General features: G+C 66.8%; 14 protein-coding genes. 8 read left to right on the forward strand and 6 right to left on the reverse strand.

Features of this window, described 5'->3' with window-relative positions:
* Window positions 1-49: 49 nt before the first annotated feature.
* Window positions 50-2,131 carry a putative bifunctional diguanylate cyclase/phosphodiesterase gene (locus tag ACE3OV_RS07595; protein WP_374326380.1) on the forward strand — a complete coding sequence of 694 codons (2,082 nt, stop codon included), beginning with the start codon at window positions 50-52 and terminating at the stop codon, window positions 2,129-2,131.
* Window positions 2,132-2,135: 4 nt separating this feature from the next.
* On the opposite strand, the gene ACE3OV_RS07600 is transcribed toward ACE3OV_RS07595, so the two are convergent.
* Entirely contained in the window at window positions 2,136-2,507 is a 372-nt protein-coding gene (locus tag ACE3OV_RS07600; protein WP_374326381.1) for an Mth938-like domain-containing protein, read from the reverse strand.
* Window positions 2,508-2,578: 71 nt separating this feature from the next.
* On the opposite strand from ACE3OV_RS07600, the gene ACE3OV_RS07605 reads away from it, so the two are divergent.
* The 6 genes from ACE3OV_RS07605 (at window position 2,579) to ACE3OV_RS07630 (ending at window position 8,761) form a co-directional block, all read left to right on the forward strand.
* Window positions 2,579-3,826, forward strand: a complete 1,248-nt coding sequence (locus ACE3OV_RS07605; RefSeq protein WP_374326382.1) for a pyridoxal phosphate-dependent aminotransferase — start codon at window positions 2,579-2,581, stop codon at window positions 3,824-3,826.
* A gap of 3 nt (window positions 3,827-3,829) precedes the next feature.
* The gene (locus tag ACE3OV_RS07610; protein ID WP_374326383.1) at window positions 3,830-5,140 is read left to right on the forward strand and encodes a homoserine dehydrogenase; all 1,311 of its coding nucleotides are present in this window, start codon (window positions 3,830-3,832) and stop codon (window positions 5,138-5,140) included.
* Window positions 5,141-5,283: 143 nt separating this feature from the next.
* On the forward strand, window positions 5,284-5,556 hold the full coding sequence (locus ACE3OV_RS07615; protein WP_374326384.1) for a DUF2249 domain-containing protein: 273 nt from the start codon (window positions 5,284-5,286) through the stop codon (window positions 5,554-5,556).
* Complete coding sequence (locus ACE3OV_RS07620) at window positions 5,553-6,677, forward strand: hypothetical protein (protein ID WP_374326385.1); 1,125 nt, start codon at window positions 5,553-5,555, stop codon at window positions 6,675-6,677. The genes ACE3OV_RS07615 and ACE3OV_RS07620 overlap by 4 nt, the downstream gene beginning before the upstream one ends.
* Window positions 6,678-6,713: 36 nt before the next feature.
* Window positions 6,714-8,141 carry a threonine synthase gene (thrC, locus tag ACE3OV_RS07625; protein ID WP_374326386.1) on the forward strand — a complete coding sequence of 476 codons (1,428 nt, stop codon included), beginning with the start codon at window positions 6,714-6,716 and terminating at the stop codon, window positions 8,139-8,141.
* The gene (locus ACE3OV_RS07630; RefSeq protein ID WP_374326387.1) at window positions 8,138-8,761 is read left to right on the forward strand and encodes a cyclopropane-fatty-acyl-phospholipid synthase family protein; all 624 of its coding nucleotides are present in this window, start codon (window positions 8,138-8,140) and stop codon (window positions 8,759-8,761) included. The genes thrC and ACE3OV_RS07630 overlap by 4 nt, the downstream gene beginning before the upstream one ends.
* A 9-nt stretch (window positions 8,762-8,770) precedes the next feature.
* Here ACE3OV_RS07630 and nadC read toward each other — a convergent pair whose 3' ends face one another.
* Window positions 8,771-9,634, reverse strand: coding sequence for a carboxylating nicotinate-nucleotide diphosphorylase (gene nadC / locus ACE3OV_RS07635; protein WP_374326388.1), 864 nt, complete (start codon window positions 9,632-9,634; stop codon window positions 8,771-8,773).
* A gap of 125 nt (window positions 9,635-9,759) precedes the next feature.
* Here nadC and ACE3OV_RS07640 point away from each other — a divergent pair, with 125 nt between their 5' ends.
* Window positions 9,760-9,987, forward strand: a complete 228-nt coding sequence (locus ACE3OV_RS07640; protein WP_374326389.1) for a DUF2789 domain-containing protein — start codon at window positions 9,760-9,762, stop codon at window positions 9,985-9,987.
* Between the two features lie 16 nt (window positions 9,988-10,003).
* Here ACE3OV_RS07640 and ACE3OV_RS07645 read toward each other — a convergent pair whose 3' ends face one another.
* From ACE3OV_RS07645 to ACE3OV_RS07660, 4 genes are all read right to left on the reverse strand, one after another.
* Window positions 10,004-12,199: a phospholipase D-like domain-containing protein gene (locus ACE3OV_RS07645; RefSeq protein WP_374326390.1), complete on the reverse strand. Its 2,196-nt coding sequence runs from the start codon at window positions 12,197-12,199 to the stop codon at window positions 10,004-10,006.
* Window positions 12,200-12,302: 103 nt separating this feature from the next.
* On the reverse strand, window positions 12,303-13,790 hold the full coding sequence (locus tag ACE3OV_RS07650) for an NAD(P)H-hydrate dehydratase (RefSeq protein ID WP_374326391.1): 1,488 nt from the start codon (window positions 13,788-13,790) through the stop codon (window positions 12,303-12,305).
* Between the two features lie 60 nt (window positions 13,791-13,850).
* Entirely contained in the window at window positions 13,851-14,756 is a 906-nt protein-coding gene (locus ACE3OV_RS07655) for a histone deacetylase (RefSeq protein WP_374326392.1), read from the reverse strand.
* Window positions 14,757-14,772: 16 nt separating this feature from the next.
* Window positions 14,773-15,627 (reverse strand): tetratricopeptide repeat protein, encoded by an 855-nt coding sequence (locus ACE3OV_RS07660; protein WP_374326393.1) that lies wholly within the window; start codon window positions 15,625-15,627, stop codon window positions 14,773-14,775.
* Window positions 15,628-15,695 lie beyond the last annotated feature (68 nt).

Genomic DNA, 15,695 nt, shown 5'->3' on the forward strand with positions numbered 1-15,695 from the left:
CTGACTTTTCCAACTCTTCCAGCGCCTTTGCCGGCCTGCGGTGACTGCGATGATGCCGGAACCGTCCGTTGATCTGGCTTCTTTGCGCGTACTGATCGTCGATGGCGATGTCGTGCGGCGTCAAGCCTTGCTCGACTGTGTTGGCACGCAGGTTCGTGCCACCTCGTTCACTGACACCATGGAAGCCGGTCTTGCCCATTGCGCGACGCAAGATCCGGACGTCATCTTTGTTGCCGAGACGCTCCCGGATGGGGATGGCCTTGCCTTGTGCGACAAGGCAAGGCAGCTGGATGCTGAAGTTGCAGTCATCGTGACCACGGCAGCCGCCGACCTCGCCTTGCTCGACCGTGTCATCCGCGAGGGAATCGACGCTTATCTGACGTTACCGCTGGATTCCGAGCAATGCCTGGCAGCCTTGCAGCGCTGCGCCCGTCACCGGGAGCGGATGATTGACCGCAAGCTGGCACAGATGGTCTTCGAGGCCGCCAATGAAGGCATCCTGGTGACCGACGAGGAGACCCGGGTGCTCGCCGTCAATCCGGCTTTTACCGTGCTGACCGGCTACCGGCCGCGCGACATCGTCGGCCAGCGCACGCACATCCTGTCTTCCGGCCGCCATGGTCCGGAGTTTTACCGCGCGATGTGGGACAGTCTGCTGCACCACGGCCGCTGGTCGGGCGAACTGACCAACCGCCGCCGTGACGGCAGCCTGTACGAGGAGTGGTTGTCGATTGTCGCGGTCAATGGCGACGGGCGGCGAACCCGACGCTATGTCGGGCTGATTTCGGACATTACCGAACGCAAGCGGGAAGAGGAACGGATTCGCCGCCTGGCGCATTTCGACAGCCTGACCGGCCTGCCCAACCGCGTCCTGTTCGAGGACCGCCTGCAGCGTGCCATTGCCCGTGCCCAGCGCTACCGCCACAAGCTGGCAGTGCTTTACCTCGATCTCGATCTGTTCAAGGAGGTCAACGACACCTGGGGGCATGGTACCGGCGATCAGGTGCTGCAGGTGACTGCCAGTCGCATGCTGCACTGCCTGCGCCAGACCGACACCGTCAGCCGTCGCGGCGGTGACGAGTTCGTGCTGCTGGTCGAGGAGCACGAAGGCCTCGACAGCTTGCGCAGTATCTGTGCCAAGCTTCTGGAAGAGATCGCGTTGCCGATCGTTGTTGCCGGACACAGCGTGCAGGTTGGTGCCAGCATCGGCATTGCAATTTATCCGGACGACGCACAGCAGCCGGACGAATTGCTCGCTGCCGCTGATACCGCGCTGTACGAAGCCAAGGCGGCAGGCCGGGGGCATTGCTGCTTTTTTCACCCAACCTTGCCCCCTGGCGGCAGTCGTTTCGACATGGAGCGCGAATTGCGTGACGGACTCGAAGACTGGCGCTACAGCCTGCTTTATCTGCCGGAAATCTCGCTGCGCTCGGGGCAGGTGGAGTACGTCGAGGCCCTGTTGCGTTTCCAGCACCCCGAGTTCGGTCTGCTCGATGCCGGCCGCTTCCTGGAGATTGCCGAATCGATCGGCATCATGCCCGAGCTCGGCCGGCGCGCGCTGGCCGAAGCGGCTGCCGCATTGAAGGGCGGCAATGGTGATTTTGGTCTGGTGGTCGATCTTTCGCCAAGGCAGCTGGCCGACCCGGATGCCGTCGAACATCTGCTCGATACATTGACCGAGGTCGGTGTGCCGCCCCACCACATCACTTTCGAGTCGACCGAGCTGGCGCTGGGTGGCAGTCCGCAAGCGATGGCAAGCTTGTCCCGCCTCGCTGACGCCGGCTGCCGTTTCTCGCTCGACGATTTCGGCGCCGGCTACTGCTCGTTTGCGCTGCTGGCCCAGTTGCCGCTGGACACGATCAAGATCGACCGCTCCTTCGTCAGCGAAATCGTTGGCAACCGGGCGATCCACGAACTGGTCGCGGCGCTGGTCGCCTTCGGTCGGCGGCTTGGTGCGCGGGTGGTCGCCGAAGGCGTCGAAACGGCAGCGCAGCTTGCCCTGTTGCGCGAGATGGGATGCGACGCCGCGCAGGGTTTCCTGTTTGGTCCGCCCGCCGATTTGGCCTCAGTACCCGACGCCGCCGGGATCATGGAGCGATTACTGGCAACACTGGGCCGCAGCGGCGGCTAGACAATCAGTCGAAGAGCAGGGCGGCCGCCACCTTGCGGCCTTCGCTGGCGAGGATGTTGTAGGTCCGGCAGGCAGCCTGCAGGTCCATCACTTCCAGGCCGATGCCGGCCGGCGCGAACGGGCGCATCAGCGCCGGCGCCGGAAAGCGCAGCCGCTTGCCGGTACCGAGCAGGACGACCTCGACGCCCAGGCCGAGCAGCGCTTGCATGTCGCTTTCCTGCAGGCTGCCGACGTTGGCGCTGGTCCACGCGGCGAGCAGGCGGTCCGGCAGCACGATCAGGCTGCTCTGGTGTTTTTCGTGGTTGACCGCAACGTAGTCGTCGCCATAGGCGGTGAACAGGTTGAGTCCGGCAGTCGGGGTGATATGGAGTTTCACTTTGCGGTGCAGCAAACGTAATAGTAGGATTATACCTTTGGCCAAAACGCCGCCAATCCGGACATTCTCCCATGAAGCACGTCAAGAAATCCGCCAAACTCGCCAACGTCTGCTATGACATCCGCGGCCCCGTGCTGCAGATGGCGAAGCAGATGGAGGAAGAAGGCCACAAGATCATCAAGCTGAACATCGGCAACCTCGCCGCCTTCGGCTTCGATTCGCCCGAGGAAATCCAGCAGGACATCATTCGCAACCTGCCCAACGCGGCCGGCTACACGGATTCGAAGGGCATCTTCGCGGCGCGCAAGGCGATCATGCACTACACCCAGCAGAAGGGGATCAAGGGTGTGACGCTGGAGGATATCTACGTCGGCAACGGGGTTTCCGAGCTGATCGTCATGGCGATGAACGCGCTGCTCGACGCCGGCGACGAAGTGCTGGTACCGGCGCCCGACTATCCGCTGTGGACGGCGGCGATCAGCCTGTCCGGCGGCAAGCCGGTGCATTACCTGTGCGACGAGGAAAAAGGCTGGCTGCCCGATCTGAACGACATTCGCAGCAAGATCAACAAGAACACCCGCGCCATCGTCATCATCAACCCGAACAACCCGACCGGCGCGCTCTATCCGGACGACCTGCTGCACGAGATCATCGCCATCGCCCGCGAGCATCACCTGATCGTCTACGCCGACGAGGTGTACGACAAGGTGCTTTACGACGGCGTCAAGCACACCTCGATTGCCGCGCTTTCCGACGACGTGCTGACCATCACCTTCAACGGTCTCTCCAAGAACTACCGCTCCTGCGGTTACCGCGCCGGCTGGATGGTCGTTTCCGGCGACAAGCGGCACGCCAAGGATTACATCGAAGGTCTCGACATCCTCGCCTCGATGCGCCTGTGCGCCAACGCGCCCGGCCAGCACGGCATCCAGACCGCGCTTGGCGGTTACCAGAGCATCGACGACCTGGTCGGCGAGGGCGGGCGCATGCGCCGCCAGCGCGATATCGCGCATGAACTGATCAACGCGATTCCGGGCGTGTCCTGCGTCAAGCCGAAGGCGACGCTGTACATGTTCCCGCGGCTCGATCCCAAGATCTACCCGATCAAGAACGACCAGCAGTTCATCGCCGAACTGCTGCAGGAAGAAAAGGTGCTGCTGGTCCAGGGCACCGGCTTCAACTGGCCGCACCCGGACCACTTCCGCCTGGTCTTCCTGCCGCACGAGGACGACCTCAAGGAAGCGGTCGGCCGCCTGGCGCGCTTCCTCGAAAATTATCGCAAACGTCACAACACCAACCATCTCATCAACAAAGACTGACCTATGAAACCCATCAATGTTGGCCTTATCGGCATCGGCACCGTCGGCGGTGGCACCTGGACCGTACTCAAGCGCAACGCGGAGGAAATCACCCGTCGCGCCGGCCGGCCGATTCGAATTACCGCCGTGGCCGACAAGAACGTCGAGCTGGCCAAGCAGGTCACTGCTGGTGAAGCCCGCATCACCGACGATGCCTTCGCCCTGGTCAATGATCCGGAAATCGACATCATCGTCGAGCTGATCGGCGGCTACGGCGTCGCCAAGGAATTGGTGATGCAGGCGATTGCCGCCGGCAAGCATGTCGTCACCGCCAACAAGGCGCTGCTCGCCGTGCATGGCACCGAGATCTTCACCGCCGCCCAGGAGAAGGGCGTCATGGTCGCTTTCGAAGCCGCCGTCGCCGGTGGCATCCCGATCATCAAGGCGCTGCGCGAAGGCCTCACCGCCAACCGCATCGAATGGGCCGCCGGCATCATCAACGGCACCACCAACTTCATCCTCTCCGAGATGCGCGACAAGGGCCTGTCCTTTGCCGACGTGCTCGCCGAGGCGCAGCGCCTGGGTTACGCCGAGGCCGATCCGACCTTCGACATCGAAGGCGTCGATGCCGCCCACAAGGCGACGCTGATCGCCTCGATCGCCTACGGCATCCCGGTGCAGTTCGACAAGGCTTACGTCGAGGGCATCACCAAGCTGGAAGCCTCCGACATCAAGTACGCCGAACAGCTCGGCTACCGCATCAAGCTGCTCGGCATTGCCAAGCGCCGCGAGCAGGGCATCGAGCTGCGCGTGCATCCGACGCTTATCCCGGCCAAGCGCCTGATCGCCAACGTCGAAGGCGCGATGAACGCCGTCGTCGTCAAGGGCGACGCCGTTGGCACCACGCTCTACTACGGCAAGGGTGCCGGCGCCGAGCCGACCGCCTCGGCAGTGATCGCCGACCTGGTCGACGTCACCCGTCTGGCCACCGCCGATCCGGAACACCGCGTGCCGCACCTGGCCTTCCAGCCGAACGCGATGTCCAAGCTGCCGATTCTGCCGATGAGCGAGATCGAGACCGGCAACTACCTGCGCCTGCGCGTCGAGGACAAGGCCGGCGTGCTCGCCGACGTCACCCGCATCCTTGCCGATCAGGGCATCTCGATCGACGCCATGCTGCAGCGCGAGCCGGAAGAGGGCGAGGGCGAGACCGACATCATCATCCTCACCCACGTCTGCAGCGAAAGCGCCGCGCTCGCTGCGGTCGCCAAGGTCGAGGCGCTGGCCGCGGTCAAGGGCCAGGTCAAGCGCATTCGCCTGGAAGAACTGCAGTAAGCTGAAATCCGCCAGGATGGAAAAAGGGGGCTGCGGCCCCCTTTTGTTTTTTTGCGCTGGCGACATGGATCAAGGAAAATCGGCTGCCCGGCCCGCAGACTGCGGATTCCCGCCCGCGAGGGCTTATTGACCAAGGAATCACCATGACCCAGACCCTGCATGCCTGCGACCACCCGACGCCGGAAGCCCTTTACCCCTTCGATGCGCGCGGCGTTGCCAAGCGTTTCCGCCACGCCGCCATCTTCGGCGCGCTGGAGTCGCTGATGCCCGGCGAGACGATGCGTTTCTGCAACGACCACGACCCGCTGCCGCTGCTTGCCCAGATGCAGCAGCGCTACGGCGAACAGGTGTCGATTGCCTACGTGCAGCGCGAGCCGGGCGCCATCGTCATCGACTTCAAGGTGATTGGCAGTTGACGCGGATCGCCGTCGCCGCGCTGTGCTGTCTCGTGCTCGCCGGCCTGGCCGGCGCGACCGGGGTCGGCTCGACGGTGGCGGTGGCCCATCTGGCCTTTGCCGGCGGCATCGTGCCGCTGATCTTCGCGGCAATGATCCACTTCGTGCCGGTGCTGACGCGTACCGGCGACGCGCCGCCCGCCGTCCGCCGGCTGCCCTGGCTGGCGCAGGCTACTGGCGGGCTCGCCATCGCCGGTTTTTTCGGCATCCTGCCTTACCCGGCCGTGTTTCTCGCGGCTTGCCTCGACCTTGTTCTGGCGGCCGTGCTTTTTGCCTGGATCCTGCGCCGGGCGCGTGCCGCGCTTGGTACGCCGCATCCCGGCTGGCGCTGGTACGCGGCGGCTTTGCTGCTGTTGATGACGGCGCTGTTCGCCGTGCTGGCGATGGCGGTCTGGCCGGAACACTGGCTGAACTGGCGGCGCCTGCATCTGCACCTCAATACCCTGGGCCTGGTCGGGCTGGCGGCCTTCGGCACGCTGCCGCTGCTGCTGCCGACCGCGCTCGGTCAGCCCGATCCCCAGGCCGCCGGCTGGCTGCGGCGCCGACTGTGGCCGCAAGTCGCCGCCGTTCTCCTGCTGGCGGTCGGCAGTGCGCTGTACTGGCCGCTGGCGGTGGCCGGCGCGGCGATCCTCTTCGTCATCGCGCTCGGGCTGGTCGCCCACTGGCTGCGCCGTTTCAAAGCTGCCGCCTTGCTCGGCGACGGCGCCGTCGCGGTGCTACTGGCGGCTGTGTGTGGCTGGTTGCTCTGTCTGTTCGCCGGCGCCTTGCACGGCGCCGGCCTGATTGCTGCGCGGCCGACCCTGGCGGCCTGGGCGGCGGCTTTCCTGCTGCCGCTGGTGAGCGGCGCGCTGACGCAATTGCTGCCGGTCTGGTGCCACCCGGGCGTGCGCACGCCGGCGCGCGACGCGATGCGCGACTGCCTGGCCGTCGGCGGGCGCTGGCGCGGCCTGCTGTTCTTTGCCGCCGGCCTCGCTTTCATCGCTGACCTCGCCATGCTGGCTGGCCTCCTGACCGGCTGCGCGCTGGGCTGGTTCGTGCTGCGCCTCATCATGGCCATGCGTATCGCGCGCTCGACGCGGTAAAATCCCGGTTTTTTCCGCTTTCCAGGTTCCGACGCCATGCGCTACATCTCGACCCGCGGCCAGTCCGCGCCCCAGGCTTTCTGCGACATCCTCCTCGGCGGGCTGGCGCCGGACGGCGGGCTTTACCTGCCCGAAACCTATCCGCAGGTGACGCGCGCCGAACTCGACGCCTGGCGCCAGTTGTCCTACGCCGACCTGGCGTTCGAGATTCTGTCCAAGTTCATCACCGACATCCCGGCCGCCGACCTCAAGGCCATCGTCGCCAAGACCTACACCGCCGACGTCTATCGCTTCACCCGCAACGGTGGCAAGGCCGCCGAGATCACGCCGCTGACCAAACTGGAAGACGGCCTGTACACGCAGGAACTGTCGAATGGCCCGACGCTCGCCTTCAAGGACATGGCGATGCAACTGCTCGGCAACCTCTTCGAGTACGTGCTCGACCAGCGTGGCGAATCGATCAACATCCTCGGCGCCACCTCCGGCGACACCGGCTCGGCGGCCGAATACGCGATGCGTGGCAAGCACAACGTCAAGGTCTTCATGCTCTCGCCGGACGGCAAGATGAGCGCCTTTCAGCGCGCCCAGATGTACTCGCTGACCGACGCCAACATCTTCAACATCGCCGTGCGCGGCATGTTCGACGACGCCCAGGACATCGTCAAGGCGGTATCCAACGACGCCGCGTTCAAGAAACAGTACAAGATCGGCGCCGTCAATTCGATCAACTGGGCACGCGTCGCGGCGCAGATCGTCTATTACTTCCAGGGCTATTTCCTGGCCACCCAGTCGAACGACGAGACGGTGTCGTTCTGCGTGCCGTCGGGCAATTTCGGCAACATCTGCGCCGGCCACATCGCCCGTCAGATGGGCCTGCCGATTGCCCGCCTGGTACTCGCCACCAACGAGAACGACGTGCTCGACGAGTTCTTCAAGACTGGCGTCTATCGCCCGCGGACCTCGGCGGAAACCAGCGTGACGTCGAGCCCGTCGATGGACATTTCCAAGGCCTCGAACTTCGAGCGCTTCGTCTTCGACCTGGTCGGCCGCGATCCGGTGGTGATCCGCGATCTCTGGTCGCGCGTCGACCAGGGGCAGGCTTTCGACCTGAGCACGACCGTGTACTGGAAGGACCTGCCGAAGTTCGGCTTCGTCTCCGGGCGCAGCACGCACATCGACCGCATCAACACGATCCGCTTCGCCCAGGGGCGTTACAACGTGATGCTCGACACACACACCGCCGACGGCCTCAAGGTGGCGCTCGAACAGCGCCAGCCGGGGCAGACCATGATCGTGCTGGAAACCGCGCAGCCGGCCAAGTTCGAGGAAACCATCCGCGAGGCGCTGGGCAGCGAGCCGGTGCGCCCGGCCGAACTGGCCGGTATCGAGAAGCTGGAACAGCACGTCGTCGTCATGGACCCGGACGTCGCGGCGATCAAGCAGTTCGTTGTCGAACGCGTGTGAGCTTCGACCACGAGGCCTTCTGGTCGGCGCGCTATCGCGATGCCGGCGACGATTACCTCTTCGGCACCGCGCCGAACGCTTTCCTGAGCGCCCAGGCCGGGCGCTTTGCCGCCGGCATGTCGGTGCTGGCGGTGGCCGACGGCGAAGGGCGCAACTCGGTGTGGCTGGCCGAGCAGGGCTGTGCCGTCACCGCCACCGAAATTTCGCCGGTGGCCTTGGCCAAAGCCGCCAAGCTGGCGCGTGCCCGGCAGGTGGCGGTCGATTTCATCGAGGCCGATTTGCTACGCTGGGATTGGCCGCTTGCCGCCTTCGACGCGGTAGTCGGCATTTTCATCCAGTTTGTCGGGCCGGCCGAGCGGGAAATTTTGTTTGCCGGCATGCAGGCGGCGGTCAAGCCCGGCGGCCTGCTGCTACTGCAAGGCTACACGCCGAAGCAGCTTGAGTACCGGACCGGCGGCCCGTCCGCCGTGGAAAACCTGTACACCGCCGAACTTCTGCGCCGCGCCTTCGCCGGCTGGGAGGCGCTCGAACTGCGCGAGCACGAATCAGTGATTGGCGAAGGGCGCGGCCACGCCGGGCGCGCCGCGCTGATCGACCTGGTCGCCCGCAAACCGGCCTGAGGCAGGCGCTCAGTCGACGAAGCGCAGCGACAGGTCGAGCGCCTTGACGTCCTTGGTCAGCGCGCCGACCGAGATGCGGTCGACGCCGGTTTCGGCGATTTCGCGGATGCTTTCCAGGCTGACGTTGCCCGAGGCTTCGAGGATGGCGCGGCCGGCGTTGAGCGCCACCGCTTCACGGAGCAGGGCGCAGGAGAAATTGTCGAGGAGGATCATCGTCGCCCCGGCAGCGAGCGCCTGGTTCAACTCGTCGAGGTTTTCGACTTCCACCTGGATGAACTTGCAGCGGTCGGCCGCCGCTGCCGCGACTTGTTGCGCAGCGGCCATCGCCTGGGCGATGCCGCCAGCGGCGTGGATATGGTTTTCCTTGATCAGGATCGCGTCCCACAGCGCCAGCCGGTGATTGCCGCCGCCGCCGGCACGCACCGCGTATTTCTGGGCGATGCGCAGGCCGGGCAGGGTCTTGCGCGTATCGACCACCTGCGCCCGGGTGCCTGAAATCGCGTCGGCGTAGATGCGTGCCTTGCTCGCCACCGCCGACAGCAATTGCAGGAAGTTCAGCGCGCTGCGCTCGGCGGTGAGCAGGGCGCGGCCGTTGCCATCGATGGTGCACAGCAGTTGGTCGGCGCCGATGCGCTCGCCATCGGCCGCCTGCCAGGTGACCGTGGCGGTCGGGTCGAGACGGTGCACGCATTCGTCGAACCAGGCGGTGCCGCACAGCACGCCTGACTCGCGCGCGATGACGCGGGCGCGGACGTGGCGCTCGCCGGGAACGAGGGCTGCCGTCAGGTCGCCGGCGCCGACATCCTCGGCGATGGCGGCGGCAACGTTGCGGGCGATTTCAGCGGCGAGTGGATAGTCGAATTCGATGGACATGGCGGGGTGGGCGGGAAAGTTGCGGGTGGCGCATTGTAACGCCCGGTGACGCTGGCCAGAAGCCGGGAACCGTTGCCCGGTGCGGATGATCCAACAGCCGCCAGTCCCGCCACAGGAGTCAAGTCATGGATGCGATGCATACGCTGCCCCAGTTGTTCGCCCAGCTCGGTTTGCCGTCCGAGCCGCCTGCCATCGACGCTTTCGTCAGTGCGCACCGGCCGCTGGCCAACGACGTTGCGCTTTACCGGGCGCCGTTCTGGACGCCGGCCCAGCGCAGTTTCCTCAAGGAGGAAATCATCGAGGACGCCGACTGGGCGGCGGCCATCGAGGAGTTGAACGCCCGCCTGCACTGAGCGGCGGGGCTGTACCTCAGATTGCCTTGAACAGCGCGTTGAACTGTTCGGCGGCGTCGCGTTCGCCGCGCAGGATGCCGCGCGACAGGTCGTAGACCCGCTGCGCCGCGGCGCGTACGTCGGCGCGCAACTTGGCTTGCTGTTCGGCGCTCAGGCGCTCGCCAGCGTAGCGGGCGAGCAGTTGGTCGAGGTGGGCGTCCATCGCGGCGAGCAGGGTGTCGCGCTCGCTGCCGAGGTCCGCTGTGCGGTCGGCGACGCGGCCGGGCGCGGCGAGGATTTCGCGCAGCCATTGCCGGTAGCCGCCGGCGAAAACGGGCGCGTTGCGGATGAAGACGCCGTTGTTGCTGTCCATCATCAGGCTGCGCACGTCGGCGTTGGCCGAGCCGATGAAGACGTCGTCGCCGAAGACCATCACCTTGCTGTGCAGCGACAGGCGCTGGTCGGTCTGCGCCAGGTATTCGTAGTAGCGCAGGTGGGCGGCGCTGCTGCCCGGCGCCGATTCGCGCAGGTGATCGGCGAGCGCCTTCATCTGCCAGACGGCGAGCAGGTTGACGACGCTGAGGTCGGTGGTGGCCAGCGAATTGGTCAGCATCGTCAGCGTGACGCCGGAGCAGGCGCGGCTGCCGTCGAGGGCGGCGCCGATGTCGCGCAGCAGGTTGGCCGGCAGGAAGAAGTAGGCGTTGTGGATGTAAACCTCGCGCGTCGTCCCGGCGCCTTCACAGACGGCCTGCAAGGCCGAGCGCCACAGGCCGTGAATCTGCTTGCCGTGCGCCGCTTCGTCCTGCAGCGGGGCGCCGTAGCTGCGCCGACCGTCCACCATCGGCAGGTTCTGCAGGTAATGGATCGCCGCCTGGGCGTCGATCGGTCGCGGCGCGGCGGCGATCGCCGGGCGGTATTCGCTGCGGAAACGCTGCAGGTTCTCCCGGTGCTGGCGGGCGATCGTTTCCATGCGCTGTTCCAGCGGGCGCAGGTGACGGGCTAGGTAACGGTCGACGCAGACGGTGTCGCTGCCCTTGGCGCAGGCTTCCTGGGCGGCGTCGAAAACCGCGAAGTTGGCCAGGTGCTCGTTTGGCGCATGGCGGCGCACCTGGGCCAGCGTCGTGTTCATCGGCAACTGCCAGAGATTGTCGAAACTGGCGGCGAGGGGCGCGTCGGGCGCAGTCAGGCGCAGCCGGACGTCGGTGTCCATGAAGTTGTATTTGGCGGAAAGCGGTCCCGGATGCAGGTGGTAGGCATCCTCGACGTTGCGCCCGCCGAGTACCAGCTGGCGGCGGTCGGCGAGCAGCAGCTTGTGGTGGAGGAATTCGCTCAGGTAGTCCCAGTCCCGTTGCGCGGCGGCGTTGTTCTGGCGCGCCAGCGGCAGGTAGGTGCCGACCGTTGCGAACACCGGGTTGACCTGCTCGGCGAAGGCGAGGCGGACGAAGGCGAGCTTCAGGCGGGCACTCAGGGCATCGACGCCGCCGCTGTAGCGGGCCTTGAAATAGAGCTTGCCCAGTTCCATCAGGCGTTCGCCCTGTGCCGGGTCGGCCTTGCCGGCGCTGGCGGCGAGCGCCTGCGGATCGATGCCCTGGCCGCGGCTGATGGCGTAGGCCAAAAGTTGCGGATGCTTGCCGTAGAGGGCGGAAAGGAAGAGGCCGGAGCCGGCGACGGTGGTTTCCGCCGGGTCGCTGCCGGCGGCGGCGAGTGCGCCAAACTGCTGCTCGATCGCGCGCTGCTTGGCGTCGTCGCATTGCTGGCCGGCGACGCCGACGTCGGCACAACTGGTGGTCAGGTAGGCGGCATCGCGGATGATCTCGGCGGTCGGCCGGTTGTAGAGGCGGACCTCGAGCTTGCCGCCGCCTTCGCGTTCGAGCCAGCTCAGGCGGTCGAGATCGCCGTAGGCGCTGAAATAGTCGAGCAGCAGGCGGACCCGGACGCCGCGCCGGGTGGCGTCGAGCAGCGCCTGGGTCAGCGCCGCCGAACTGTAGTCGTCGGCGAAGATGTAGTAGGCGAGGTCGAGGCTTTCCTTGGCATCGGTAATCACCGCCAGCTTTGCGGCGAAGGCGACGTCGTTGTCGGTCAGCACCTGTCCTTCGGCCAGCGCCAGTGGGCCGGCGCTGGTGTGAGCGGCAAGGGTTTCGGCGAGCGGCACGGGGCGGTTCGGGGCGAGGCTGGTGCAACCGGCAGCGAGCAGCGCGGCCGAAATGAAGAGGGAGAGCAGGGTGCGTTGCATGGTTGGACCTCCTGGGCAGCGGGCGGCGGAAAACGGCATGGCCGGTTTGCGCACTCTACCGGAGAAAACCCGTTTGCATAAGCCTGCGGCGGCGGGCGTCGCTTCAGCCTTGGCGGCCGACCAGCCAGCCGTTGAAGACCTGGCGCGCGGCGTCGATCACCTCGCTGGCGGTGAGGCCGGCCGGGCCGTGGCCGCTGGCGACCAGCGCGTCGGCGGCGGCGCCATGCAGGTGGACGGCGGCGAGCAGCGCCTGTTCGGGCGACCAGTTCTGGGCCAGCAGGGTGGCGATCATGCCGCTCAGTACATCGCCCATGCCGGCGCTGGCCAGGCCCGGGTTACCCGTGGTGTTGATCCACCAGCGCCCGTCGCTGGCGGCGATCACCGTGCCGCAACCCTTGAGGGCGACCGGGCTGGCGTAGCGCGCGGCCATTTCGCGGGCGGCGCCGATCCGGTCGTCCTGCACTTCGCGTACCGAACTGCCGAGCAGGCGCGCCGCTTCCGCCGGGTGCGGGGTGAGGATGGCGGGCGCGATGCGGTTGTAGAGATTGCCTTCCAGCCGGCCGTCGACCGCCAGGATGTTCAGCGCGTCAGCGTCGAGGACCAGCGGCAGCGGACATTTCAGCGCCTGTTCGACGTACTGCACCGCTTCGCTGGTGTGACCCAGGCCGGGGCCGCAGACCAGCGCCTGGAGGTCGGCCTGGAACAGGGTGTCGACGCGGCGGATCATCAGTTCCGGCTGCACCGGATCGACGGTCGGCGCGTCCGGGTCGAGCAGGCCGAGATAGACGCGGCCGCTGCCCAGACGGAGCGCGGCGCGGCCGGCGAGCAGCGCGGCGCCGCTCATCGACTTGCCGCCGCCGAGGATGCCGACGCTGCCGAAACTGCCCTTGTGCGTGTTGCGCCGGCGCGGCTGCAGGCGTTCGGCGAAATCGGCCTGGCTGACACGGTGACCGTCGGCTTCGTCGATGGCGAGGTCGAGCGTGGCGACCCGGATTTCGCCACTATGGTCGGGGCCGTCGGCGGTGTACAGGCCCGGTTTGGCGGCGATGAAGCTGATTGTGTGCGTTGCCGCGATGCACGGGCCGGGGCGCCGGCCGCTGTCAGCGTCGAGTCCGGACGGGCAGTCGAGGGCGAGCAGCGGGCAGGCGTCGCGCTGCGCCAGCCAATTGGCGGTGGTGATCCACTCGGCGTAGCGGCCCGCCGGCGCGCGCCTGAGGCCGATACCGAAGATGCCATCGACGATCAGCCCCCAGGGCTCGATCTCGGGAATTTCATTCAGTGTGCTGCCGCCGCCGGCGAGGAAAGCTTCGCGCGCCGCCGCCGCATCGGTCGGCAGGGCGGCGGGATCGCCGGCGAAGACGAGATGGACGGCGAAGAAGCGCTCGCGCAGCCGACTGCCGACGACGAAGGCGTCGCCGCCGTTGTTGCCGGGGCCAGCGAGGATGAGGACCGGGCGGTTGCGTGGATCGGCCAGCTCACCGGCGAAATCGGCGGCCGCCAGCCCGGCGCGCTGCATCAGCGGCAGATCGGCGTGGCGGGCTTCGATCCGGCGCAGCGTGGCGCTCAGGTAGAGGTCGCGGGCGGTGTCCATGGCGGGATTTTAGGGCATCTTCACAGCAATCAGGCGCCCGCTGCTTGCCATGAACATGCGCTAGCCCCACATGGCGCGGGCGAGGCGGATCGTCGCCGCGTGGATGGCGACCGTGTCGTCGATCTGGCGGGCGTAGCCGCCGGCCATGGCGATTGCCAGCGGCAGGCAGCGTTCGCGGCAGCGGGCGAAAACCTGGCGGTCGCGCTCGCGCAGGCCGGCCATGCTCAGGGCCAGCCGGCCGAGGCGGTCGTCGGCGTACGGGTCGGCGCCGGCCAGGTAGATGACGAGGTCGGGGCAGGCGAGGTCGAAGGCGGTGTCGAGTCCGTGGCCGAGTTGCAGCAGGTAGGCGTCGTCGCCGCAGCGGTCCGGGAGTTCGATGTCGAGGTCGCTTTCTTCCTTGGTGAATGGGTAGTTGCGCGCGCCGTGGATGGAAAAGGTGAACACGCTGGTGTCGCCCTTGAGGATGGCGGCGGTGCCGTTGCCTTGATGAACGTCGCAATCGACGATCAGGACGCGCCCGGCGCGTCCTTCGGCCTGCATGGCGCGGGCGGCGACGGCGGCATCGTTGAAGACGCAGAAGCCTTCGCCGTGATCGCGAAAGGCGTGGTGGGTGCCGCCGGCGAGGTTGGCGGCGACGCCGTTGCCTGCAGCCAGCGCGGCCCGGCAGGCGGCGAGCGTGGCGCCGGCCGAGCGGCGCGAACGCTCGACCATGGCGGCGCTCCAGGGAAAACCGATGGCTTTCTGTGCCGCTTCGTCGAGGTGCCCGTTGGCGACCCGGGCGATGTAGGCCGGGTCGTGGGCGCGTGCCAGCTCGTCATCGCTGGCGGCCGCCGGCAGCCGGAAATCGCTTGCCTGGAATTCGCCGCTGTCGAGCAGCGCCTGGCGCAGCCGGGCGTACTTTTCCATCGGGAAACGATGGCCCGGCGGCAGCGGCAGGACGAAGACGTCGGTGTAGAAAAGCTGCAAGACGTCCGGCGGCGGATCAGTTGAGCGCGGCCGACAGCTTGCGGCGGAATTCGCGGACGAGGTCGTCGTACTGTTCGCCGGACAGCGCCTCGAAGAATTGCAGCAGCGTCTTGCGGCCGGCACCCTCGTCGAAGAAGCGGTCGCGGCGCACCACTTCGAGTGCCGCTTCGAGCGCCTCGCGGAAACGGCTCTGGGCGGCGTAGGCGCGGGCCAGTTCGAGGCGGGTGGCGTGATCGTCCGGGCTGGCGGCGAGCTTCGCTTCGAGCGGCGCGGTGTCGGCGGCACCCTGAGCGAGCGCCAGGCGGGCGCGCAGCGCGGTGGCGCGAGCGGGTTCGTTCGGGTACTCGCCGGCCAGCAGCTGGGCGGCTTCGTCGTTGCGGCCGAGCTGCAGCAGGACGTCGATGGCGTCGAGCTGCACCGCCTGGTCCTGCGGGTCGGCCTGGCTGGCGGCGACCAGTTTGGCCAGTGCTTCTTCCAGTCTGCCTTCGCCGACCAGGGCGGCGGCTTCAGCGCGCAGGTCGGTCTCGTTGCCACCGGGCAGGGCGATACGGTCGAGGAATTCGCGGACCTGGCCCTCGGGCAGTGCGCCGTTGAATTCGTCGACCAACTGGCCCTGATAGACGACCTTGACCGAGGGAATGCTGCGCACGCCAAAGTGGCCGGCCAGTTCCGGGTTCTCGTCGGAATTGACCTTGGCCAGCAGAAAACGGCCCTTGTATTCCTCGGCCAGCTTTTCCAGCATCGGCTTCAGCGTCTGGCAGGGACCGCACCAGGGTGCCCAGAAGTCGACGACCACCGGTACTTCAAGCGATGCCTGGAGGACCTTGGCTTCGAAATCTTCGAGGGCGACGTCAAAGGAAAATTGGGACATGAGCGGACTTCCGGGTGGTTTTTCAGGAAGCGACAATTCTAGCTGACTCGCTTTCATGGTGGCGGACG

The organism is Azonexus sp., assembly GCF_041909095.1.
Lineage (GTDB): Bacteria > Pseudomonadota > Gammaproteobacteria > Burkholderiales > Rhodocyclaceae > Azonexus.